Source organism: Bacillus sp. SIMBA_008 (assembly GCF_046535495.1).
GTDB classification, from domain to species: Bacteria; Bacillota; Bacilli; order Bacillales; family Bacillaceae; genus Bacillus; species Bacillus subtilis.
The window spans coordinates 26,467-48,295 of record NZ_JAWRWL010000001.1 but is presented as its reverse complement, the minus strand read 5'-3'; the positions used below and the strand labels follow the sequence as shown (position 1 = coordinate 48,295).

Annotated in this window: 25 protein-coding genes and 1 riboswitch; of the genes, 9 read left to right on the top strand and 16 right to left on the bottom strand. The window is 44.4% G+C overall.

The genetic code is table 11. The features are described from left to right. Positions 1-43: 43 nt before the first annotated feature. The 3 genes from alaP to metK form a co-directional block, all read right to left on the bottom strand. A complete protein-coding gene (alaP, locus tag SB658_RS00265) occupies positions 44-1,435 on the bottom strand; it encodes an alanine permease AlaP (RefSeq protein WP_003229105.1) in 1,392 nt (463 codons plus the stop codon). Positions 1,436-1,570: 135 nt separating this feature from the next. After that, the gene (gene asnB / locus SB658_RS00260) at positions 1,571-3,469 is read right to left on the bottom strand and encodes an asparagine synthase (glutamine-hydrolyzing) (protein ID WP_004398625.1); all 1,899 of its coding nucleotides are present in this window, start codon (positions 3,467-3,469) and stop codon (positions 1,571-1,573) included. Positions 3,470-3,618: 149 nt separating this feature from the next. Further along, positions 3,619-4,821 carry a methionine adenosyltransferase gene (metK, locus tag SB658_RS00255; RefSeq protein ID WP_003229102.1) on the bottom strand — a complete coding sequence of 401 codons (1,203 nt, stop codon included), beginning with the start codon at positions 4,819-4,821 and terminating at the stop codon, positions 3,619-3,621. A gap of 167 nt (positions 4,822-4,988) precedes the next feature. Next, positions 4,989-5,127, bottom strand: a riboswitch (SAM riboswitch). A gap of 196 nt (positions 5,128-5,323) precedes the next feature. On the opposite strand from metK, the gene pckA reads away from it, so the two are divergent. Further along, positions 5,324-6,907, top strand: coding sequence for a phosphoenolpyruvate carboxykinase (ATP) (gene pckA, locus SB658_RS00250; RefSeq protein ID WP_014480627.1), 1,584 nt, complete (start codon positions 5,324-5,326; stop codon positions 6,905-6,907). Positions 6,908-6,945: 38 nt separating this feature from the next. On the opposite strand, the gene SB658_RS00245 is transcribed toward pckA, so the two are convergent. After that, positions 6,946-7,188, bottom strand: a complete 243-nt coding sequence (locus SB658_RS00245) for a DUF2584 domain-containing protein (RefSeq protein WP_004398611.1) — start codon at positions 7,186-7,188, stop codon at positions 6,946-6,948. A gap of 51 nt (positions 7,189-7,239) precedes the next feature. After that, positions 7,240-8,013, bottom strand: coding sequence for an alpha/beta hydrolase family protein (locus SB658_RS00240; RefSeq protein WP_021480356.1), 774 nt, complete (start codon positions 8,011-8,013; stop codon positions 7,240-7,242). Between the two features lie 151 nt (positions 8,014-8,164). Here SB658_RS00240 and SB658_RS00235 point away from each other — a divergent pair, with 151 nt between their 5' ends. From SB658_RS00235 to SB658_RS00225, 3 genes are read left to right on the top strand one after another with little or no spacing between them, the layout of a single operon-like run. Next, positions 8,165-9,169, top strand: coding sequence for an ABC transporter substrate-binding protein (locus SB658_RS00235; protein ID WP_015483593.1), 1,005 nt, complete (start codon positions 8,165-8,167; stop codon positions 9,167-9,169). Positions 9,170-9,181: 12 nt separating this feature from the next. After that, positions 9,182-9,964, top strand: coding sequence for an ABC transporter ATP-binding protein (locus SB658_RS00230; RefSeq protein WP_042977546.1), 783 nt, complete (start codon positions 9,182-9,184; stop codon positions 9,962-9,964). After that, positions 9,939-10,751, top strand: a complete 813-nt coding sequence (locus SB658_RS00225) for an ABC transporter permease (RefSeq protein ID WP_003229090.1) — start codon at positions 9,939-9,941, stop codon at positions 10,749-10,751. The genes SB658_RS00230 and SB658_RS00225 overlap by 26 nt, the downstream gene beginning before the upstream one ends. A 26-nt stretch (positions 10,752-10,777) precedes the next feature. Here the strand turns inward: SB658_RS00225 and ytkD are convergent, their stop codons facing one another. The 3 genes from ytkD to SB658_RS00210 form a co-directional block, all read right to left on the bottom strand. Continuing rightward, a complete protein-coding gene (gene ytkD / locus SB658_RS00220; RefSeq protein WP_003229087.1) occupies positions 10,778-11,254 on the bottom strand; it encodes an RNA deprotection pyrophosphohydrolase in 477 nt (158 codons plus the stop codon). Between the two features lie 208 nt (positions 11,255-11,462). Continuing rightward, positions 11,463-11,867, bottom strand: coding sequence for a phage holin family protein (locus tag SB658_RS00215; protein WP_021480358.1), 405 nt, complete (start codon positions 11,865-11,867; stop codon positions 11,463-11,465). Between the two features lie 165 nt (positions 11,868-12,032). Beyond that, positions 12,033-12,470: a Dps family protein gene (locus SB658_RS00210; protein ID WP_003229083.1), complete on the bottom strand. Its 438-nt coding sequence runs from the start codon at positions 12,468-12,470 to the stop codon at positions 12,033-12,035. Between the two features lie 128 nt (positions 12,471-12,598). Between SB658_RS00210 and ytzI the strand changes: the two genes are divergently transcribed. Then, positions 12,599-12,739 carry a YtzI protein gene (gene ytzI / locus SB658_RS00205; RefSeq protein ID WP_003229081.1) on the top strand — a complete coding sequence of 47 codons (141 nt, stop codon included), beginning with the start codon at positions 12,599-12,601 and terminating at the stop codon, positions 12,737-12,739. On the opposite strand, the gene SB658_RS00200 is transcribed toward ytzI, so the two are convergent. Together SB658_RS00200 and SB658_RS00195 are read right to left on the bottom strand one after the other, a co-directional pair. Next, entirely contained in the window at positions 12,733-13,170 is a 438-nt protein-coding gene (locus tag SB658_RS00200; protein ID WP_038427857.1) for a FixH family protein, read from the bottom strand. The two genes, ytzI and SB658_RS00200, sit on opposite strands and share 7 nt — an antisense overlap. Positions 13,171-13,289: 119 nt before the next feature. Further along, complete coding sequence (locus SB658_RS00195) at positions 13,290-13,763, bottom strand: S-ribosylhomocysteine lyase (protein ID WP_410600961.1); 474 nt, start codon at positions 13,761-13,763, stop codon at positions 13,290-13,292. Between the two features lie 128 nt (positions 13,764-13,891). Between SB658_RS00195 and yidD the strand changes: the two genes are divergently transcribed. After that, positions 13,892-14,119: a membrane protein insertion efficiency factor YidD gene (gene yidD / locus SB658_RS00190; protein WP_003229076.1), complete on the top strand. Its 228-nt coding sequence runs from the start codon at positions 13,892-13,894 to the stop codon at positions 14,117-14,119. Here the strand turns inward: yidD and SB658_RS00185 are convergent. Next, positions 14,116-14,679 (bottom strand): beta-class carbonic anhydrase, encoded by a 564-nt coding sequence (locus SB658_RS00185; protein WP_014477744.1) that lies wholly within the window; start codon positions 14,677-14,679, stop codon positions 14,116-14,118. The genes yidD and SB658_RS00185 overlap by 4 nt on opposite strands. 93 nt (positions 14,680-14,772) lie before the next feature. Continuing rightward, on the bottom strand, positions 14,773-15,021 hold the full coding sequence (locus SB658_RS00180; RefSeq protein WP_144500631.1) for a type B 50S ribosomal protein L31: 249 nt from the start codon (positions 15,019-15,021) through the stop codon (positions 14,773-14,775). Between the two features lie 205 nt (positions 15,022-15,226). On the opposite strand from SB658_RS00180, the gene SB658_RS00175 reads away from it, so the two are divergent. Genes SB658_RS00175 through SB658_RS00165 form a run of 3 tightly spaced genes read left to right on the top strand, consistent with a single transcriptional unit; the run spans position 15,227 to position 17,853 of the window. Beyond that, positions 15,227-16,558 (top strand): cytochrome ubiquinol oxidase subunit I, encoded by a 1,332-nt coding sequence (locus tag SB658_RS00175; protein WP_003229073.1) that lies wholly within the window; start codon positions 15,227-15,229, stop codon positions 16,556-16,558. A 42-nt stretch (positions 16,559-16,600) separates the two neighbouring features. Then, positions 16,601-17,641, top strand: coding sequence for a cytochrome d ubiquinol oxidase subunit II (locus SB658_RS00170; protein ID WP_038829939.1), 1,041 nt, complete (start codon positions 16,601-16,603; stop codon positions 17,639-17,641). A gap of 53 nt (positions 17,642-17,694) precedes the next feature. Beyond that, positions 17,695-17,853 carry a DUF1540 domain-containing protein gene (locus tag SB658_RS00165; protein WP_003229069.1) on the top strand — a complete coding sequence of 53 codons (159 nt, stop codon included), beginning with the start codon at positions 17,695-17,697 and terminating at the stop codon, positions 17,851-17,853. Between the two features lie 18 nt (positions 17,854-17,871). Here the strand turns inward: SB658_RS00165 and mntD are convergent, their stop codons facing one another. The 4 genes from mntD to mntA are packed head-to-tail and all read right to left on the bottom strand — an operon-like array spanning position 17,872 to position 21,753. Next, entirely contained in the window at positions 17,872-18,759 is an 888-nt protein-coding gene (gene mntD / locus SB658_RS00160; protein ID WP_113712813.1) for a manganese ABC transporter permease MntD, read from the bottom strand. Next, positions 18,749-20,056 (bottom strand): manganese ABC transporter permease MntC, encoded by a 1,308-nt coding sequence (mntC, locus tag SB658_RS00155; RefSeq protein WP_113712812.1) that lies wholly within the window; start codon positions 20,054-20,056, stop codon positions 18,749-18,751. The genes mntD and mntC overlap by 11 nt, the downstream gene beginning before the upstream one ends. Positions 20,057-20,061: 5 nt before the next feature. Next, positions 20,062-20,814 (bottom strand): manganese ABC transporter ATP-binding protein MntB, encoded by a 753-nt coding sequence (gene mntB, locus SB658_RS00150; protein ID WP_014480635.1) that lies wholly within the window; start codon positions 20,812-20,814, stop codon positions 20,062-20,064. A gap of 18 nt (positions 20,815-20,832) precedes the next feature. Continuing rightward, a complete protein-coding gene (gene mntA, locus SB658_RS00145; RefSeq protein ID WP_113712811.1) occupies positions 20,833-21,753 on the bottom strand; it encodes a manganese ABC transporter substrate-binding protein/adhesin MntA in 921 nt (306 codons plus the stop codon). Positions 21,754-21,829 lie beyond the last annotated feature (76 nt).

Genomic DNA, 21,829 nt, shown 5'->3' with positions numbered 1-21,829 from the left:
TCTATGAGCACACACAAAAAGAGCCCACTGGGAGCTCTTTTTGTCAGCTGATATTTCGTTCGCTGGCAGCAGCCGCATTTTTTTTGTGAAACCCTTTTCCATAGTACACAGCCAGCAAGATGAGAAACCATATCGGCCCGATAATCACGGCTACTCTTGTATCAGGGCTGTAAGCCATAAGAATGACGACGAATGCTAGAAATGCCAATGACACATAAGACGTAAACGGAAATAAAGGCATTTTGTACTTTAATTGTTTCTTTTCTTCCGGCTTCAAACTTTTCCTGTATTTTATTTGAGAAAGCAAAATGATTGCCCACGTCCAAATCGCTCCGAACGTCGCAATACTTGTAACCCAAGTAAATACCTTCGCAGGGACAACATAGTTTAACAGCACTCCGACTAATAAAGCCCCCGCTGAAGCTAGAACAGCTTTACCCGGGATGCCGCCTTTCGTCAGCTGACCGTATGCTTGTGGCGCCTCTTTCTGTTCGGCCAAGTTAAACAGCATCCGTCCTGTGCTGAAAATACCGCTGTTGCATGAAGACAGCGCGGCAGTCAACACGACAAAGTTAATGATACCTGCCGCCGATGGAATGCCCACTTTTTGAAATGTGAGAACAAATGGGCTTCCTTGAGAGCCAATTTCCTGCCACGGATAAATAGACATAATGACAAATAAAGCGCCTACATAAAAAATCAAAATCCTCCAAAATACTGTATCGATTGCTTTGGCTAACGATTTTTGCGGGTTTTTTACTTCGCCAGCCGTCACCCCGATCATTTCAATCCCTAAATAGGCGAACATGACCATTTGAAGAGACAATAGAACCCCTTTTAAACCATGAGGGAAAAATCCTCCGTTGTTCCACAAATTGCTGATTCCAGTGGCAATGCCCCCATTGCCGACTCCTGCAATAATCATCAATAAACCGACAGCAATCATGGATAAGATCGCAACAATTTTAATCAATGCGAACCAAAATTCCAACTCACCGTAAGCTTTGACAGCCAGGAAATTAACACCCGTCATAATGACCAGTGCCGATAACGCCCAAATCCAGTTTGGCACGTCAGGAAACCAGAACCCCATATAGATACCGACAGCAGTAATTTCGGCCATACAGGTGACAACCCATAAAAACCAGTAGTTCCACCCTGTTAAATAGCCTGCAAGCGGTCCCAAATAATCACGCGCATACCTGCTGAAGGAGCCTGCGACCGGTTTTTGAATGGCCATTTCCCCAAGCGCTCTCATAATAAAAAACATGACCAGGCCGCTTGCGGCATACGCTACCAAAATACCAGGCCCTGCTAATTGAATAGCTGATGCGGAGCCGAGGAACAACCCTACTCCTATAGCAGCTCCTAAAGACATTAAAGAAATATGCCTTTCTTCGAGTCCGCGGTGCAGCTCTTGTTTTTGTTTTTGCATGCTTCTTCTCCCCTAGAAAAAAATATTATTATATCATTTTTCTGAATATTCCGTACGGATTGGGTAAATCAATGATGATGGAGAAATAAAAGGATAACAACAAGGCTTTCGACTACTCGAAAGCCTTGTTGTCTGTTACACAAAGATGACTTCTTTAGGCTGATGGCTCAGCTCTTCAGGCATATACCGTTTTTCAATATTGATGCTGTGCCAGATCATAAAGATCAGTACAGTCCAGATTTTACGGCTGTTATCAGCCTTGTCCGCACAATGGTCTTCGAGAAGCTGAAGGACATAATCCTTATGGATATAAGCATCCGTTTGGCTTTCCTGAATAATATTCCGCACCCATTCGTTCATTTCGTTTTTCAGCCAATGACGGATCGGTACAGGGAAACCGAGCTTTTTGCGGTTTAATACATGCTCAGGCACAATTCCTTCAGCGGCTTTGCGAAGAAGATACTTCGTCGTGCCGTTCTTCGTTTTCAGCTCATCAGGAATTTTTGAAGCGACGTCGAATACGACTTTATCCAAGAACGGCACACGCAGTTCCAAAGAATTCGCCATCGTCATTTTATCCGCCTTTAACAAAATGTCGCCGCGCATCCAAGTGTGGATATCGACATACTGCATTTTGTTGATATCGCTGTACGAGCTGCTTTCTGTAAAGTAAGTCTTCGTCACATCGCGATATGAAAGGTTCGGATTATAATGCTTCAACAGCTGCTTTTTGACAGACTCTTCAAAGATTTTCGCGTTACCGATATAACGATCTTGAAGCGGAGTACAGCCGCGCTCAAGCAGGCTCTTTCCTCTCATACCTTCAGGCATAACGGCAGCAACGTGCAGAAGCATCTTTTTCAAGCCGGACGGAATCCGTTCAAACGGTTTAAGCGAAAGCGGTTCACGGTAAATGTTATATCCGCCGAAGAGCTCATCCGCTCCTTCACCTGATAAAGCAACCGTAACATGTTTTTTCGCTTCTTTTGCAACAAAGTACAACGGAATCGCTGCCGGGTCAGCTAGCGGGTCATCAAAATGCCATACGATCTTCGGAAGCTCATTCATGTATTCCTCAGGCGAAATGACTTTGCTGATATTTTCGATGCCCAGCGCCGCTGCCGTTTCTTTCGCTACATCAACCTCACTGAAGCCCTGCTGTTCAAAGCCGACAGAGAATGTTTTTAAGCTTGGATGAAATTCCTTCGCAACAGACACAATAAAGGAAGAATCAATCCCGCCAGACAGGAACGAACCGACAGGAACGTCACTTCTCATATGAACGTTTACAGAGTCATAGATCGCGTCTCGGACTTCTTTCACAAGCTTGTCTTCTTCAGTCTGAACCGGCTTGAAGTTCGCTTTGAAATACGTTTTGAATGTGATATCGCCGTCCGGGCGGATTGTGAATTGTGAACCCGGCTCTACTTTTTTCACATGGGCATCAAGCGTGCTTGGTTCAGGAACAAATTGGAAAGACATGTACTGCTGCAATGCCTCTTTATCTATTTCAATATCATTCTGAGCAACCATTAAACTTTTTCTCTCTGAGGCAAAATAAACCTGATCATTGATCGTTGTGTAGTACAACGGTTTAATGCCGAATGGATCTCTTGCCCCATAAAGCACATGATCGTTTTTATTCCAAATCAGAAAGGCAAACATACCGCGCAGTTTGGACGCCGCTTCTTCTTTATAGTGACGGTAAGTCGCAAGAAGAACCTCTGTGTCCGAATCCGTGTTGAATGTGTACCCCTTTGCTTCAAGCTCTTCTCTCAGTTCAATATAGTTATAGATTTCTCCGTTAAAGATAATCCAATATGTTTCATCTTCATATGATAAAGGCTGTCCGCCATTTTCTACATCAATAATGCTGAGCCGTCTGAATCCGAAGCCGACGTGCTCATCATGGAAATATCCATCACTGTCAGGACCGCGGTGAACGATCATTTGGTTCATTTGTTTGATTAGTTCTTCTTGATCAGCGGTTTGAGCTAACGGATGCTTGTTAAAAACCCCGACAAATCCACACATAGTATTGCCTCCATAATTAAAATTGTCATCATTGAACCCCTATTTATAGACGCTGTGAATAGTATTTGGTTTCACAGTTATGTAAAAAAATAAACATGAATACAACGATAAAAAAGGGAAAGCCGCTTAACCAGTAAGCGGCTATAAAATTATTCTCCTAACGCTTCTTTACGCAGCTGCTCCGCTTTGTCTGTGCGCTCCCATGGAAGGTCAACATCGTGACGTCCAAAGTGGCCGTACGCAGCAGTTTGTTTGTAGATCGGACGGCGCAAATCAAGCATTTTGATAATGCCGGCAGGTCGTAAATCAAAGTTATTGCGAACAACTTCAATCAGTTTTTCCTCAGAAGCTTTTCCGGAACCGAATGTGTTGATTGAGATTGACACAGGCTGTGCAACACCGATCGCGTAAGCAAGCTGTACTTCGCAAGAATCAGCAAGCTCAGCCGCAACGATGTTTTTCGCAACGTATCTTGCCGCATAAGCTGCAGAACGGTCTACCTTCGTCGCATCCTTACCTGAGAACGCGCCTCCGCCGTGGCGTGCATAGCCGCCGTACGTATCAACGATGATTTTGCGTCCTGTAAGTCCCGCATCCCCTTGAGGGCCTCCGATTACGAAACGTCCTGTAGGGTTGATGAAATATTTTGTTTCTTCATCAATCAGCTCTTCAGGAACAACCGGATTGATGACATGTTCTTTAATGTTGCGCTGAATTTGCTCAAGTGTAATTTCAGGATGATGCTGAGTTGAAATAACAATCGCGTCAATGCGGACTGGTTTGTTATTTTCATCGTACTCAACCGTTACCTGTGTTTTGCCGTCAGGGCGAAGGTACGGAAGAATATCTTCTTTACGGACTTCACTTAGGCGGCGGGCTAATTTATGGGCAAGTGAAATTGGAAGAGGCATAAGCTCTTTCGTTTCGTTGCACGCATAACCGAACATTAATCCTTGGTCACCCGCACCAATCGCTTCAATTTCTTCGTCGCTCATTGTGCCTTCACGGGCTTCAAGCGCTTGATCTACGCCCATCGCGATATCAGCAGACTGCTCATCAATTGATGTTAAAACGGCACAAGTTTCCGCATCAAATCCGTATTTTGCACGTGTGTATCCGATTTCTTTAATGGTTTGGCGAACCGTTTTCGGAATGTCAACATACGTAGAAGTTGTGATCTCTCCGCTTACAAGAACCAAACCTGTTGTCACAGATGTTTCACAAGCAACACGCGCGTTAGGGTCTTTCTTTAAAATTTCATCTAAAATGCTGTCAGAAATCTGGTCACAGATTTTATCCGGATGCCCCTCCGTAACAGATTCTGATGTAAATAAACGACGATTTTTACTCATGATTTGCTTCCTCCTGCACAAGGCCTCCCGAAAGACCTTGTATATATGATACGGAACTCGCTCCCTCTTATACAATGTACAGTTATATTAGAGAATGTTAATTGGCATATTTATGAAATAAAAAAACCTTTTCCATCGAGGAAAGGGTTTGGTCTTTGTGCCTTTCACTCTTATCGCTCAAGGAATCATACAACCTTGCAACAGGTTAGCACCTTGGTTGTCTCACTCAGTTGAACATAATAAATAACAGAGAAACCGGTTGCTGGGCTTCATAGGGCCTGTCCCTCCGCCAGCTCGGGATAAGAGTATCCGCTCAATGAAATATCTTATCGTAAAAGGGTTTGCAATGTCAATATGATTCAGAAGAAATAGGCACCTATATTGAGGGAAAACAATGGAAATGCACACACAAAAAATAATAAATAGTATAGACTATTTGAAAATATATGTTATACTAATTCACAATTAGCAAAACACAAAAAACGATAAAGGAAGGTTTCATATGAACTCAGTTGATTTGACCGCTGATTTACAAGCCTTATTAACATGTCCAAATGTGCGTCATAATTTATCAGCAGCACAGCTAACAGAAAAAGTCCTCTCCCGAAACGAAGGCATTTTAACATCCACAGGTGCTGTTCGCGCGACTACAGGCGCTTACACAGGACGCTCACCTAAAGATAAATTCATCGTGGAGGAAGAAAGCACGAAAAATAAGATCGATTGGGGCCCGGTGAATCAGCCGATTTCAGAAGAAGCGTTTGAGCGGCTGTACACGAAAGTTGTCAGCTATTTAAAGGAGCGAGATGAGCTGTTTGTTTTCGAAGGATTTGCCGGAGCAGACGAGAAATACAGGCTGCCAATTACTGTCGTAAATGAATTCGCATGGCACAATTTATTTGCGCGGCAGCTGTTTATCCGTCCGGAAGGAAATGATAAGAAAACAGTTGAGCAGCCGTTCACCATTCTTTCTGCTCCGCATTTCAAAGCGGATCCAAAAACAGACGGCACTCATTCCGAAACGTTTATTATTGTCTCTTTCGAAAAGCGGACGATCTTAATCGGCGGAACTGAGTATGCCGGTGAAATGAAGAAGTCCATTTTCTCCATTATGAATTTCCTGCTGCCTGAAAGAGATATTTTATCTATGCACTGCTCCGCCAATGTCGGTGAAAAAGGCGATGTCGCCCTTTTCTTCGGACTGTCAGGAACAGGCAAGACCACCCTGTCGGCAGATGCTGACCGCAAGCTGATCGGTGACGATGAACATGGCTGGTCTGATACAGGCGTCTTTAATATTGAAGGCGGGTGCTACGCTAAGTGCATTCATTTAAGCGAGGAAAAGGAGCCGCAAATCTTTAACGCGATCCGTTTCGGGTCTGTTCTCGAAAATGTCGTTGTTGACGAAGATACACGCGAAGCCAATTATGATGATTCCTTCTATACTGAAAACACGCGGGCAGCTTACCCGATTCATATGATTGACAACATCGTGACTCCAAGCATGGCCGGCCATCCGTCAGCAATTGTATTTTTGACGGCTGATGCATTCGGAGTCCTGCCGCCGATCAGCAAACTAACGAAGGAGCAGGCCATGTACCATTTCTTGAGCGGTTACACGAGTAAGCTTGCCGGAACCGAACGTGGTGTAACGTCTCCTGAAACGACGTTCTCTACATGCTTCGGCTCACCGTTCCTGCCGCTTCCTGCTCACGTCTATGCTGAAATGCTCGGCAAAAAGATCGATGAACACGGCGCAGACGTTTTCTTAGTCAATACCGGCTGGACCGGGGGCGGCTACGGCACAGGCGAACGAATGAAGCTTTCTTACACTAGAGCAATGGTCAAAGCAGCGATTGAAGGTAAATTAGAGGATGCTGAAATGATAACTGACGATATTTTCGGCCTGCACATTCCAGCACATGTTCCTGGCGTTCCTGATCATATCCTTCAGCCTGAAAATACGTGGACCAACAAGGAAGAATACAAAGAAAAAGCAGTCTACCTTGCAAATGAATTCAAAGAGAACTTTAAAAAGTTCGCACATACCGATGCCATCGCCCAGGCAGGCGGCCCTCTCGTATAAAAAACAAAAGCCAAGAGCAATTATGCTCTTGGCTTGTTTTAATTGACGGAATGCAAAGAAGTCAGCTTGTATGTAATGATGGTCCGGCCTTCTTCCCATTGAAGCTTCTGCACTTCAGCTGTGCCTGACTTTTCGCCAAACTTTGTTTTGCGTACATCCATTGGAATCTCCATCGGATATACTCGGTATCCGTCCTTCTCTAACGTGAATATATTTTCATCTATGCGAACTTCTTTTCCTTTTGTCACAATCAGTGTATTAAATTCAACAGGCATTCCCAAAGTGAAATCCCCTTTCGTTCTCTTTTTTCTTTATCATAACATATTTCACTGTCAGCGGTTTTTCATCCATTGTGTGAGCTGCCGCACGATACGCCGGTTTTCTTTTGGCGGGAAATAATGTGTGAATGTACTGTAGTACCATGTCTCCACCGGCTTATGCAGTTGTTTTAGCTTCTCTTCAAATAAATAGGAATGCTGAATCGAAACATTTTGGTCTTTTTCTCCATGGATTAACAGCACGGGTGCCTGAATTTTGTTTACTTGGTCAAACGGTGTCCTCCATTGATATTCCTCAGGCACCTTTTTCGGTGTTCCGCCGATGACTCTTTTCATCATTCGCCGCAAATCCTGCCGCTCCTCATATGTAAGAATCATATCACTGACGCCTCCCCAGGAAACAAATGAAGCTGCCTGCCCGCCCATTTCGATCGCAGTGAGCATTCCCATAATTCCGCCGCGGGAAAAGCCGAAGATATGAATTCTGTCCTTCTTGACATTTGGGTGCTGCTGAAGCAGGCGAAAAGCAGAAAATGCATCCTCCCTGTCTTCTCCGGCAAAATCCTCATTGCCTTCTCCTCCTTGATTTCCTCTGTAAAAAGGAGCAAACACCACAAACCCTTGGGATGCAAACTGGATAATCCGGCCCGGCCGAACCATGCCCACGCTTTTAATCCCGCCGCGCAAATATAAAAATCCGTCATATTGTCCCGGTTCCGCCGGCTCAGCCAGAAGCCCCTTAACCCGTAATCCATTTGACAGATAGCAGATCGTATACAAACGCACATGCTGGCTTGGCGACGGAAATCTTCTTTTCTCTATAATCAAAACAGCCGCCTCCTTTTTTTCTATATGCTTTCCTTACTCCAAAATTACATCCGGAAAACCTGGTTAGGCATTCACACATTTTTATACCCATCATACGATATGTAAAGCAAAAAAGGATATTAACTTGATGCGAAATAAGGAGGTTGTCTATGTGAACAGATGGTTAAGGCTGGGCTTCGCCTGTGTCGGCAGTATCTTTCTGATGATCGCCCTGGCGGCTTGCAAGCAGGAAGAAACGCTCACCAAAGTCAAAGTAGCTGAAGTGACCCATTCAATTTTTTACGCACCTTTATATGTTGCTGAGTCTAAAGGTTTTTTTAAGGAAGAAGGGCTTGATGTCGATGTGAATACGACCTGGGGCGGAGATAAAACGATGACATCGCTTCTTTCCAACGGCTCCGACATCGCGCTTGTCGGGTCAGAAACATCTATTTATGTCGAAGCGCAAGGGGCTAAAGATCCCGTCATTAATTTCGCCCAGCTGACTCAGACAGACGGAACGTTTCTTGTCGCGAGAGAAGATGTTGAACACTTCGACTGGGATCAGCTGAAAGGAAAAACGTTTCTCGGTCAGCGAAAAGGCGGCATGCCGCAAATGGTCGGCGAGTATGTACTGAACAAACATAAGATTGACCCGCATAAGGATATAGACCTCATCCAGAACATAGACTTCGCCAATATTGCCAATGCGTTTGCTTCTGGAACCGGTGAGTATGTACAGCTCTTTGAACCGCAGGCTTCTCTCTTTGAGAAAAAAGGCATCGGCCATATCGTGGCTTCATTCGGAGAAGAATCAGGAGAGGTTCCTTATACGACTTTTATGGCGAAACAAAGCTATTTGAAGAAAAATGAAGACACAGCCGTCAAGTTTACAAAAGCCATTTATAAGGCGCAACAGTGGGTTGAAAACCATTCTGCGAAGGACATCACAGATGCCATTAAAGATGAATTTGATGATACCGACCCAGACGTCATCGAAACATCCATTGAACGCTATAAAAAACAGCATTCATATTCACCAGACCCTCTGCTTAACGAAAAAGAATGGGAGCTTCTCCAAACCATTATGGATCAATCGGGAGAACTGCCGAAGCACATTCCATACAATCAGCTTGTAAATAAAGAAATTGCTGAAAAAGTCACCTCGGAGAAATAGGAGGCGCCATCTATGTCTTTCTTACATGTCGACCATGTAACCCATACTTATTTTTCTATTAAAGAAAAAACAACGGCTGTGCAGGATATTCATTTCGATGCCGAAAAAGGCGATTTCATCTCATTTCTCGGCCCAAGCGGCTGCGGAAAAACAACACTGCTTTCCATTATTGCCGGTTTGATTGAGCCATCAGAAGGCAGAGTTCTGATTGAAGGCCGTGAGCCGAATCAAAAAGAACATAATATTGGCTATATGCTTCAGCAGGATTACTTATTTCCCTGGAAATCTATCGAGGAAAATGTGCTTCTCGGTTTAAAAATCGCCGACACGCTGACAGAAGAAAGCAAAGCCGCTGCACTCGGTCTATTGCCGGAGTTCGGCCTCATAGATGTGGAGAAAAAATATCCGAAAGAGCTGTCAGGCGGGATGCGCCAGCGGGCTGCGCTTGCAAGAACACTTGCGCCTAACCCTAGTCTGCTTTTGCTGGATGAGCCATTTTCCGCGCTTGATTTTCAGACAAAGCTGTCTTTGGAAAACCTGGTATTCCGCACATTAAAGGAATATCAAAAAACAGCAGTGCTTGTCACTCATGATATAGGGGAAGCGATAGCGATGAGCGATACGATCTTTTTATTTTCAAATCAGCCGGGCACCATCCATCAGATTTTTACCATTCCTAAGGAATTGGCCGCGATGTTGCCTTTTGACGCCCGTCAGGAACCTTCCTTCCAGACACTGTTTCAAACGATATGGAAGGAGCTGAATTCTCTTGAGAAACAGCAAAGAAACCATTGATCTGCTTCACGAGCAGTATCAATTCAAACAGAAAAAGGAAAAGTGGAAGGTCCATTCCTTTCAGCTTGCCATATTTATTCTCTTTTTCTCGGGCTGGGAAATCTCCAGCAGGCAGGGCTGGATCGATCCGCTGATCTTCAGCTCTCCATCAGCTGTGTGGCGATTATTGCTGGAGAAACTTGGTGACGGTTCTTTACTGTCACACATCGGCGTCACTTTATTTGAAACGGTGCTTGGCTTTTTGCTCGGGACGTTTATGGGCACGTGCCTAGCCGCTTTGTTATGGTGGTCTAACCGACTTGCCAGAATTTTAGATCCGTATCTTGTGATTTTGAACGCAATGCCGAAAGTGGCCCTGGGCCCGATCCTGATTGTCGCGCTCGGTCCCAGTTTTATCAGCATCATTGCGATGGGAGCCATCATCAGCGTCATTATCACAACCATCGTTGTCTACACCGCCTTCCAAGAGGTCGACGAAAACTATACGAAAGTCATGAAAACATTCGGCGCAAAAAAGTGGGTTATTTTTAAAGAAGTCATACTGCCTGCATCCTCCCCCGCGATTATTTCAACACTAAAAGTGAACGTCGGTTTATCATGGGTTGGCGTTATTGTAGGGGAATTCCTCGTTTCGAAGGTCGGATTAGGATATATGATTATTTACGGATTCCAAGTCTTCAATTTTACACTCGTCTTCTTAAGCCTGCTGATCATCGCCATCTTCGCCACTCTGATGTATCAGGGCGTCGAGCTGCTGGAAAAGAAATGGACGAAGGGGAGGACATAAAAAACCCGGCACATGTGCCGGGTTTTTTATTCAATCCATCCAGATTCTTTCAGTTTTTTCAAGCTGATCGGAAGAACGGAATCCTTCATAATAAAGCTGAATTTTTTATTGCGGGAAAGGTTCTCCGGCAGCTCGTGAAACAAAACCGGGCCTTTCGTTTCAAAGTAATCAGCCTGCTTTTCAAGCTTTTCTATATCTGCAAAATATATATTTTTTACAATCACTTTTTCTTTTCCGAGAACTTTATACTGTCCGAGATACTTGAGGCTTTTGACTCTCGCGCCCGTCTCTTCCTTTACTTCCCGGAGCGCAGCCTCTTCTGCGCACTCCATCGGCTCTACTTTCCCGCCTGGAAACTCATAGCCTCTGTCCTCATGTTCTGTTAAAAGCCATTTGCCGCCAAAACGGCAAATCACCCAGACATGCTTCGGGCTGTCCGAGAAAGGCTGATCGTCAAAGGAAAGCTGAACAGTATTCTGATAATAATCTTTAAACTCGTACATGTTTATCCCTCAAATCCGTTCCTAGCTATCTTCCATACATCATACCACAGTTACGTTTCTTCGGAAGCCTTTTATCAAAAAATAAGGGAAACCCAGCACGCCGTCAGGTTCTGCATGCAGACTAGCTCGTACAGTTTTTTGCGATAGCTTTTGCCGAAAAGTGCGACCGACGCTCTGGGCTTTATTATGACCCTCAAACAGGGAAAAGTTACGGTTTGCGCTTAAATTTATTTTTTAACGTTTCTAAAAGATCGACAAGCATCTGGGGAACCGGTATGCCAAGAGAGCTGGCTGTCACAACAATTTGCACAGATTCATAAAGAATATAAAACATAATAGCCAAGTCACGAATTGATCCCTGTGTATTCAGCAGCTGATCAAAAAAGTGGCATACAGAGATCAGAGCCAGCGTGACTAATTTTTTGACAAGCCGGGCAAATATCTTTTTAAATGACAGTTTGTGAATAATGGTTTCCTTCAAAGTCGTACTGATAAATTCAATTGCCATAAGAGAGAGCAAAATCAGAAATGAATACTGAAAACCTCCAAAGAAAAAACCCGCTGCTGAAACGCTGACTGCTAAAAACGAAAAGATGCCAAAGTCTCTATCCATTTATCCCAACATCCTTTCACAGAAACGGCCTTACGATATTCTATGGTAAACAAGCCGAACGGATTGGATTTTTCAGAAAAATGGACTGGTTGTCGCCTATTTTTAAGATACAAAAAGAAAAGCCGGACGTCTTTTTTAAGACATCCGGCCGTTCTATTTTTGAACTTAACCTAGGTAAGCTTTTAACATCCAGTTATGTTTTTCAATATTTTGATGGATCGCAAGAAGCATGTCCCCTGTTGTTTCGTCACCGACTTCATCAGCTAAATCCATGCCGTTTTTCAGCTCTTCCGCGATGACTGTGAAATCATCATATACGCTTTGAACCATTTGTTCAGCTGTTTCATTTCCAGCAGCTTCTTTGACAGAAGCCGTTTCTAAGGATTCCTTCATTGTTGCAATCGGTTTTCCGTTCAGCGCCAAAAGACGTTCTGCTAAGTCATCAATATAAGTTGCCGTTTCATTGTACAGCTCCTCAAACTTTTCATGAAGAGTGAAGAAATCTTTTCCTTTCACATACCAGTGATAATTATGTAGTTTCACATACATGACTGTCCAGTTGGCTACTTGTTTGTTCACTGCTTGAATCAATTGTTCTGACATGGTATCTCCTCCTTGTTATATGACTATGTATACCCTTAATATCGTACGCTAAAACCTCTTTTTTACCCTTATCTGTCACGATTTCTTCTATTATGCTACAATTGTTAAAAAACGGGAGGTGGAATGTCATGACGCTTCTCATTACGATAAGTATTTTGATTGTGCTGGCTGTTTTGCTTGTAACCATTTGGACGACTGTAAAAGCCTATAATGTAAAGCATACCATTGATCCACCACAAGAAAATCACTCTGATTCACACAATCAATGATGATGTGAATGCTCCTCTTCTGACTGATTGCTGGCAGCATCGGCGTCTCCGACTTGGACTTTTAAGGTCGGCATGCTATGCTGTTTTTTTGCTGTGACATGGGATTGGACAGTGTATACACCATCTTCCTTAAACGTCGTTTCCAATCGGTATACGCCTTTTTCTTGTTTCGCCTTAAACATTTGGCTTGCGTCTTTTTCCCCTTCTTTCCATACTTCAAACTCTACTTCATCGGCATCCGTCACAGCTTCATCACTATATGATACGGCTGCTTCATAAGCAGCGCTTTCTCCGGGATTTACTTTTTCAGGCCCGGTCAGCTTGACATCCAAAACCTCGGGCGTCTCAGCTGTATTTGCTTTGCTTTCACCAGATCCGCATCCATTAAGCAATAAAGCAGAAAAAAGCAGAACAACCAACATCTTTTTCATGCCATCACCCTTTCATCGTTTACCTAAATAGTAGCAAACGCTTACAGCAAATGGTACATAAAATATGAGACGTCACAAAAAAGACCTTTTTGCTTATGCGCAAAAAGGTCCTTTCTATTTTAGCCAAATACTTTTAGCAATTCTTCTTTATCCTGTGAAAGCCAGAAACGCATTAAACGTTTAGCGCCTTCCAGATCATGAAGCTTCGCTTGGCCGCACTGCTTTTCATTCGCAGCTGGTATTTCTGTAATCTCTACCGCTTCCTTCATTGTGTCTTCAAGCAGATCAACGATTTCCGCTGATGTCGGCTCTCCGCTCACAACTAGATAATAGCCTGTCTGGCAGCCCATTGGAGAAATATCAATGATATCAAAATGATCGTATTTCTCAGCGTGAGAACGAATCGTAAAAGCGAGCAAATGCTCGAGTGTGTGAATGGTGTCAGGCTTCATCGCCTGTTTATTTGGCTGGCAAAAACGAATGTCAAATTTATTTACAACGCCGTCTGTTCCCACTTTATGCACGCCGCAATGTCTTACATATGGAGCAACAACCGAATTATGATCAAGCTCAAAACTTTCTACTGAAGGCATAATGGCACTCTCCCCTTTTTTAAAAATGTAATTTCATTATAACATACTTTTCCGATAAGAATTATTGATTAACTTTTCAATCTGTGTTTTTTTTCTTATACTTGCATCAGAAAGGTTGCTGAAGAAACATGAAAACCCTATTCATCGCTCTGATCAGAGGATATCAAAAATTCATCTCACCCCTGACACCGCCAACGTGCCGCTTTTATCCGACCTGTTCCCAATATGGAATCGAAGCGATTAAAACACATGGCGCTTTAAAAGGCGGATGGCTGACAATCAAACGGATTTTGAAATGCCACCCGTTCCATCCGGGAGGAGTCGATCCCGTTCCTGAAAAGAAACAAAAACATTAATTGTTATAACCGTTTACGATAAGATCCAGTTTTCCGGTTTTAGGATCAATGACTAAGCCATGGACCGGAACGTTTTCAGGGAACAGCGGGTGATGTTTAATAACGTCTACGCTGTCTTTCACACTCGCTTCCACTGAATCAAAGCTTTTAAACCATTGATCAAAGTCTACACCGGAGTACTTTATTGTTTCGATGCGTTCTTCCGGAATCCCTCTTGCTTTGATTTTTTCAAGCATGCTTTTGCTGCTGATTTTGCTCATGCCGCAATCGTGATGCCCGATCACACACACCTCATCTGCATTCAGCTCGTACACTGCGACGAGTAAACTTCTCATGATGCTTCCGAATGGGTGTGTCACAAGCGCACCGGCACTTTTAATGATTTTCACATCACCGTTTCGCAAATTCATCGCATGCGGCAGCAGTTCAACCAGACGAGTGTCCATGCAAGAAAGAATCGCCATTTTTTTATCTGGAAATTTTGATGTTTGATACTTTTCATACTCTCTTTGTTCAGTAAATGTCTTGTTAAATTCGAGAATATCATTTAGAAGACTCATGTTCGTTGTCCCTTTCTATTCTTTTTACTCTTCAATATATCACAACCCTTGTTTATTCGTCATAATAAAAAAAGACAAACCCTCTGGTCTGCCTTATTTCCCCATGTTATAGCGTTTTTTGAACTGCTCAACTCGTCCGCCTTTTTCATTGAATTTCTGGCGGCCAGTATAAAACGGATGCGTGTCAGAGCTTACTTCTACTTTAATGACAGGATATGTGTTTCCGTCTTCCCACTCTGCTGTTTCATCAGATGTTTTCGTAGAGGTGCTGAGAAAACGGTAGCCGCTGTTGACATCCTGAAATATCACTTTGTGGTTCTTCGGATGAATTCCTTCTTTCATGTGAATCTCCTTTCAATAAATCGTAATAATTACGTTTTATTTTATAACCTTACAAACGTTTTGTCAATCTTCTTATATCCTTCCCTCTGTTTTCACATCGTAAACTTCATGGCATTTAAGAATAGGAAGAATAATCTAACCGAGGAAGCAAATAATAAACCCAAAATACATACAGAACGTCTTTTTAGAAAGGTGGTTTACGATTGTGGATGATTTAGTTTTGGCCAGAAGCCTCTTTGGCACGACAATGGGCTTTCATATCATTTTCGCAACGCTTGGAGTCGGTCTCCCGCTCATGATTTTAGTGGCGGAATTGATCTATCAAAAAACGAAAGATGACCATTATGCGATCATGGCGAAAAGATGGACGAAAGCACAAGCCGTTTTGCTGGGGGTCGCCATACCGACCGGAACGATCGCGGGCACTCAGCTCGCGCTTTTATGGCCGGGATTTATGGAAGTCATCGGCCGGGTGATGTCCCTGCCATTTCAAATTGAAATCTATGCTTTTTTTGTTGAAGCCCTATTCATGTCGATTTATGTATACGCTGCAGACCGTTTGTCACCTGCAATGAGGATTGTTGCTGTTTTCTTTGTGTTAGTCGGGGCAGCAGCATCAGCTGTTCTGATTACGAATGTTCACGCTTTTGAAGGTACACCCGCCGGTTTTAAAATTTTAAACGGAAAAATTACAGATGTTGACCCGTGGGCTGCGTTTTTTAATCCTAGCTTTTTTATCACTGCCGGCCATGTCGTGCTGTCCGCGTTTATGACCGGTGCGTTTATCGTGGCTTCTGTTGCGGCGTATAAAATGATCCGGACGAGGAAAAAGGAAAAGGTCTATCGCTTTCACCGGAAAGCCCTTTTGCTCGCACTGACGATCGGCGGTATTTTTTCATTGCTGACCGCTTTAAACGGACACGAATCTGCACAAATGCTGTACGAATACCAGCCCGAAAAATTAGCCGGTGCGGAAGGCCTGTTTGAAACAAGATCCCACGCCCCGCTCGCTATCGGCGGTTTTACCGACCCGAATGAAGAAAAAGTAAAATGGGCAATCGAGATTCCATGGGCTTTAAGCTTTTTGGCAGCGAACCGTTTTGACACTGTTGTAAAGGGATTAAATGCATTTCCGAGAGATGAATGGCCGCCGCTTTTCATTCACACGCTGTTTAATGCGATGGTCGGTGTAGGCATGCTGCTTATTCTTTATTCCATTATCGGTGTGGTCTGGAGAAAGGTGCTTAAGAAAGACCGTTTCCCAACGTGGCTTTTGGTCATTTTCATGACAGCAGGCCCTTTTAGTCTCATCGGCATTGAATTCGGCTGGATTTTCGCATGTACGGGGAGGCAGCCTTGGGTCATCTATCATCTGCTGAAAACGTCAGATGTCGTAACAACGACTGGCTCGATCGGGGTGCTGTTCTTATTTTTCACATTTGTTTATGCCGTGTTAGGCGCAGCTGTCGTCTACGTGCTGCTGTATTATTTCCGCAAGCACCCGGTTGACGAAGATTTAAATACAGCGGAGTCGTAATGGCTCCGCAAACAGGAAACCAAATGGAAGGAAGATCGACAAATGGAGATTTCAACTGACGCTCTGATCGCCATCTCAATTATCTGGGGCTTTGTGTTTATTTACGCCGTCATGGCGACAATGGATTTTGGAGCGGGATTTTGGTCTATGATCTATTTAAATAAGGAGCATATGAAGGCCACCGATATTGCGAATCGCTTTTTGTCCCCGACTTGGGAGGTCACAAACGTCTTTATTGTGGCCATCGTCGTGGCGCTTTTCAGTTTTTTCCCCGGCGCGACATTTGTGCTCGGAACCGTTTTATTAATTCCCGGAAGCATGATTTTGCTGCTTTTAGCGATTCGAAGCGGATTTCTCGTTTTTTCAAATACAGCAAAGGAGCGGAAAACGCTAAGATATATTTCCGGCATCTCCGGCTTTATCATTCCTGCTATTTTAATTTTGGTGCTTCCTGTGACACACGGAGGGTTTATAGAAAAAACGGATGGAATCTATAACTTAAATATGTCTAAAATCTTTTCAAGCCCCAACGCCTATTCATTTATCGGGTTTGCGATTTTAAGCACCTTATTTTTGTCCTCGCTGCTGCTTGCAGATGTTTCAAATGTGGCAGAGGAACAGGATGCGTACCGAGCCTACAGAAAAAGCGCCCTGATTACCGGCCCGATTTCACTGTTGTTTGCTGTTTGCATCATGGTGACAATGCGGAATGAAGCAAACTGGCTGTTCAGCGGAATGCTGAATGATTTCACTTGGATTATTGCATCGTTCATTACATTTGTCATTGCTGGAATCGCCCTTTTTCTGCCTAATAAGAGCTTTGGGCAAAACATCGGAAAACCGCGGCTTGCACTTGTCGCGATTGGGATACAGTATTTTCTCGCAAGCTACGCGTACGGGCGGGCGCATCTTCCGTATATGATTTATCCTGATGTGACAGTCATGTCAGGCTTCACAGAGCCAGCAACGTTCAGGGCGCTGTTTGCGACTTATATCGTTGCATTTATCATTCTATTTCCGGGCTTTTATTTCTTCTGGAAAATGTTTATGCGAGATAAACGCTATATCCGCCAGGAGGAATAGAGGGCAAGCCAGCCGGCTATACTAATCCAGAACCTTTATAAGGAGGGGATGGCATGGAGCAGAAAATTCTATGTGAGGTCAACAACTGTTCTTATTGGGGCAAAGGTAACAAATGCACCGCTGATGCCATTTATGTTGTCAGCCATACTGGTGAAACGGCTGAAAACAGCCGGGAAACAGACTGCAAAACGTTTAAGCCGCATGATTTGTAATTAAAAGAAAGAGCTGCATCAGCCAGCTCTTTCTTTTTGCATGTTGAGTGTTCTTAACTTTTTAGTCATGACCCCGTTTGCAGGTGAAAACAAAAAGGCGCTTGCATAACATACACCTGTCATGGCCGCCATCGCTCCTGAAATCGAAACATTAAGCCATGTTGCGAAGAAATAGCCCATGACCGCCGACAGCCCGCCAATCAACGCGCTGAGAATCAGCATATAAAGAAGCCGGTCTGTCAGCAAATGTGCCGCAGCAGGCGGAACAATCAACATAGCCACAACCAATACAGCACCCACCGAATCAAAGGAAGCAACAGTCGTCAGAGACAGCATGCCCATTTGCACGTAATGAATGAGCAAAACCGGTATTCCCAAGGCTAAGGCCATTTGAGGATCAAACGAAGCGATTTTAAACTCCTTATAGCACACACTGATCAACACTACGTTTAAAACCAGAATAGATGTCAGCATCCAAAACGCTTTCGGCCCAATATCAACCCCGAATACCGTCACCGTATTCCACGGCACAAAAGCGATTTCTCCCATTAACGAGTGCTCAATATCGAGATGGACATTCGCTCCATATACAGAAAGCAAAATAACCCCGATTGCAAATAAAGATGTAAACACAACTCCTATGGCAGCATCTGATTGAACCCCCTTGCTATGAAGAAGCTGAACCAAGAAAGCCGTTAACAGACCGGTTGCGGCTGCGCCAATAAACATAGAAATCCCATCGAGACTTCCCGTCACTAGAAAAGCGCCGACAATGCCAAGCAACACTGTATGACTGATTGCGTCGGCCAGCATCGCCATGCTTCTCAGCACAAGAAATGTGCCGATCAATCCGCAGCTTACACCGACTAATACACCGGTAGCTATAATCCATGCTTCAAAACTCATTTACGATCTGTCCCTTCTCGGCATCATGAGACGCTTTTCGACGCTCAGGCATCCGTCCATACAGCTTTAAGAGTGAATAAAGCCGCTCTCTCGTTTCTCTCGGTAAACGGTTCGGGTCAAAGCAGTCCTGATCGGATTCTATATTGGCAAGTTCCATTTCATGCATGAGATACACTTCATACATCCGCTGCTTCAAAGCTGTGTGATAGCCTTTTTCTATCCCTTTGCTTGTGATTTGCCAAATCCCATTTTCGATACGCTCAATGCACCTCTCTTGTTCCAAGTCATTTAATGCCTTAAGGCATAATGAAGGGGATAGGCGTCTTTTCTTTCTTACACTTTCAACAGTTACACAAAGATTATTCTTTTCATACTGTTCATAAATCTCCAAAAGCACTTGCTCCCTGCTTGTTCTGCGCCGCAGCCTCATCAGCCTTATGGCTTTAGCAGCCAATCCCCGCTTAGGCGCGCAAATCATTGAAAAAAGAAAGAGCAGCGTTGCAGATAAGATCATTAATGGCCCTGTCGCCATTCCCTTCATCGTGGTGCTAAGCAGGGTTCCGGCCACGCCGCTGACCCCGCCTGTAATCCCGGCAATGACGATCATCCCGGTTAATCGTTCGGTCCAATATCTCGCAGCTATGGCAGGTGTAATCAGCATAGCCGCCATTAATATCACACCAACAGTCTGAAGCCCAATGACGACAGCACAGACAATCAGACAAGCCAAAAGCCCGTTTAAAAAACGCACCGGGATTCCTAATCCCTTTGCAAACGCGAGATCAAAAGTAATCAATGTAAATTCCTTAAAGAAAACAATACATAGGAGCAGTAGAACAGCGGATATTCCTGCAATAAGGATGATATCCTGCCTGACCAATGAAGCAGCCTGGCCGAATAAAAAAGAATCAAGCCCGCTTTGGCTTCCCGCCCCCTGTTGCTGAATATATGTCAGCAGAATGATCCCGACGCCAAAAAACACAGAAAGAACAATCCCGATCGCCGAGTCCCCCTTTGTTTTTGAAAGCCGCGGAATCAGCTGAATACAAAACGTTCCGAGCAGCCCGGCGAGCGCCGCCCCCAGCAAAAAGAAAGGCAGTGATTTTTGCCCGGTGAACAGAAAAGCGAGACACACTCCCGGCAGAGCTGAATGGGCCATCGCATCGCCAATTAAACTTTGCTTTCTCAGCAGCACAAAGCTGCCCAAAACACCGCTTGCCATCCCGAGCAAAAGCGTACCGGCCAGCACCCACTGTGTATTCGGATGCTGAAGCTGCAGCCACAAACTTTCAAACATTGCGCTCACTCCTTATGTCCTTCTGCCAGCACTTTATCTTTTAAAAACGTAAGCCTTCCTCCATATGTTTTTTGCAGGTTTTCGATCGTAAAAACGTTTTCCGCCGGTCCGAAAGCGATTTTCCTTAAATGAAGAAGTAAAATCCAATCGAAATAATCCTCGGCGGTCTGCAGGTCATGATGGACGACAAGCACGGTTTTTCCTTTTTCTTTGAGTTCTGCCAACAGTGTCATAATCGCCCGCTCCGTCGCTGCATCGACACCTGCAAACGGTTCATCCATAAAATAAATGTCAGCGTTCTGGCAGAGTGCCCGGGCAAGAAACACCCGCTGCTGCTGGCCGCCTGACAGCTGGCTGATCTGCCTCTTCGCATAATCAAGCATCCCGACTTTTGCTAATGCGGCCTTCGCCATCTCCACATCCGCTTTCTTTGGCCTCTTTAATAAACCGATTCTCCCGTATCTTCCCATTAGGACGACATCGAGCGCGCTTGTGGGGAAATCCCAGTCAACCGAGCCGCGCTGCGGAACATATCCGATTCTGGTCCGCTGATCCTTATAGTCTTTGCCGTAAATAGAGATGTCTCCGGAAGCCCGGGGCACAAGACCGAGAATCGTTTTGATCAAGGTTGATTTTCCCGCGCCGTTTGGGCCGATAATGCCAATAAGTTTTCCTTCCGGTACCTGCAGCGAAATGTCCTGCAGTACAGGCTTTTTATGATAAGCAACCGTCACATTATCAAGCTCAACAGGGAACATATCCTCCACCTCTTTTCTTTATTTAAGCGCTTTAGTAATCGTGTTGATATTGTGGCGGAACATTCCTTCGTATGTGCCTTCTTTTGTGCCCTTTTCACCCATGGCATCCGAATAAAGCTGACCGCCGATTGTGACTGTATGGCCTTTTTCTTTAGCGCCTTCCACCACTGCATTGATTGATTTTTCAGATACACTGCTTTCTACGAACACAGCTTTTATTTGTTTTTCTGTCAGAAGATCAACCAGCTCCTGAACATCCCTTAATCCATAGTCCGAATCTGTGCTGAGTCCCTGCAGGCCTTTTACCTTAAATCCATACTCATTCCCAAAGTACGCAAACGCATCATGAGCAGTCACAAGCACACGGCTTTTCTCCGGAATATGTGCGATCTCTTTACGCGACCACTTATCTAAATATTGCAAATCTTCTTTGTACTCTTTGGCATTTTTCCGAAAGGCATCTGCGTGCTGAGGCATTGCTTTGCTGAATTGCGCTTCAATTTCATCCACCGCATAGATCCATAACGGAATGCTGAACCAGACGTGGGGATCAAACGTCTTGCCTTCCCCCGCGGGAATAAGCTTATTTTTCGGAATGGCCTCAGCTACTGCCGTCGCTTGTTTTTGTTCGCCGATTTTTTGGAGGACATCCTCCATTTTCCCTTCCAAATGCAACCCGCTGTACAGAACAACATCGGCAGACATTAATTTTTTCGTATCACCTTGGGAAGCTTTGTAGAGGTGCGGATCAACCCCCGGTCCCATTAAAGAGGTGACTTTTACATGCTTACCTCCGATGTTTTCTGCTGCATCGGCAATTTGAGATGTTGTCGCTGTCACTTGTAATTGCTGATCAGCGCTTTTTCCGGCTGAATCCGTTCCGCATCCCGTTAACGCAAAGGTCGCAAAAAGCACTGCTGCCATCAGCCCTCGTCTCATATTTCTCCTCCTCTTTGCCATCAATGTCCGATTGTTTTATCTTATGTTGTCAGTTCTTAGACATGTGACATTAAAT

Bases quoted from the DNA above. Each gene is read 5' to 3' on its own strand.
- alaP (WP_003229105.1), bottom strand. From the start codon at position 1,435: ATGCAAAAACAAAAACAAGAGCTGCACCGCGGACTCGAAGAAAGGCAT.
- asnB (WP_004398625.1), bottom strand. From the start codon at position 3,469: ATGTGTGGATTTGTCGGGGTTTTTAACAAGCATCCGTTAGCTCAAACC.
- metK (WP_003229102.1), bottom strand. From the start codon at position 4,821: ATGAGTAAAAATCGTCGTTTATTTACATCAGAATCTGTTACGGAGGGG.
- pckA (WP_014480627.1), top strand. From the start codon at position 5,324: ATGAACTCAGTTGATTTGACCGCTGATTTACAAGCCTTATTAACATGT.
- SB658_RS00230 (WP_042977546.1), top strand. From the start codon at position 9,182: ATGTCTTTCTTACATGTCGACCATGTAACCCATACTTATTTTTCTATT.
- ytkD (WP_003229087.1), bottom strand. From the start codon at position 11,254: ATGTACGAGTTTAAAGATTATTATCAGAATACTGTTCAGCTTTCCTTT.
- SB658_RS00215 (WP_021480358.1), bottom strand. From the start codon at position 11,867: ATGGATAGAGACTTTGGCATCTTTTCGTTTTTAGCAGTCAGCGTTTCA.
- SB658_RS00210 (WP_003229083.1), bottom strand. From the start codon at position 12,470: ATGTCAGAACAATTGATTCAAGCAGTGAACAAACAAGTAGCCAACTGG.
- ytzI (WP_003229081.1), top strand. From the start codon at position 12,599: ATGACGCTTCTCATTACGATAAGTATTTTGATTGTGCTGGCTGTTTTG.
- SB658_RS00200 (WP_038427857.1), bottom strand. From the start codon at position 13,170: ATGAAAAAGATGTTGGTTGTTCTGCTTTTTTCTGCTTTATTGCTTAAT.
- SB658_RS00195 (WP_410600961.1), bottom strand. From the start codon at position 13,763: ATGCCTTCAGTAGAAAGTTTTGAGCTTGATCATAATTCGGTTGTTGCT.
- yidD (WP_003229076.1), top strand. From the start codon at position 13,892: ATGAAAACCCTATTCATCGCTCTGATCAGAGGATATCAAAAATTCATC.
- SB658_RS00185 (WP_014477744.1), bottom strand. From the start codon at position 14,679: ATGAGTCTTCTAAATGATATTCTCGAATTTAACAAGACATTTACTGAA.
- SB658_RS00180 (WP_144500631.1), bottom strand. From the start codon at position 15,021: ATGAAAGAAGGAATTCATCCGAAGAACCACAAAGTGATATTTCAGGAT.
- SB658_RS00170 (WP_038829939.1), top strand. From the start codon at position 16,601: ATGGAGATTTCAACTGACGCTCTGATCGCCATCTCAATTATCTGGGGC.
- SB658_RS00165 (WP_003229069.1), top strand. From the start codon at position 17,695: ATGGAGCAGAAAATTCTATGTGAGGTCAACAACTGTTCTTATTGGGGC.
- mntD (WP_113712813.1), bottom strand. From the start codon at position 18,759: ATGAGTTTTGAAGCATGGATTATAGCTACCGGTGTATTAGTCGGTGTA.
- mntC (WP_113712812.1), bottom strand. From the start codon at position 20,056: ATGTTTGAAAGTTTGTGGCTGCAGCTTCAGCATCCGAATACACAGTGG.
- mntB (WP_014480635.1), bottom strand. From the start codon at position 20,814: ATGTTCCCTGTTGAGCTTGATAATGTGACGGTTGCTTATCATAAAAAG.
- mntA (WP_113712811.1), bottom strand. From the start codon at position 21,753: ATGAGACGAGGGCTGATGGCAGCAGTGCTTTTTGCGACCTTTGCGTTA.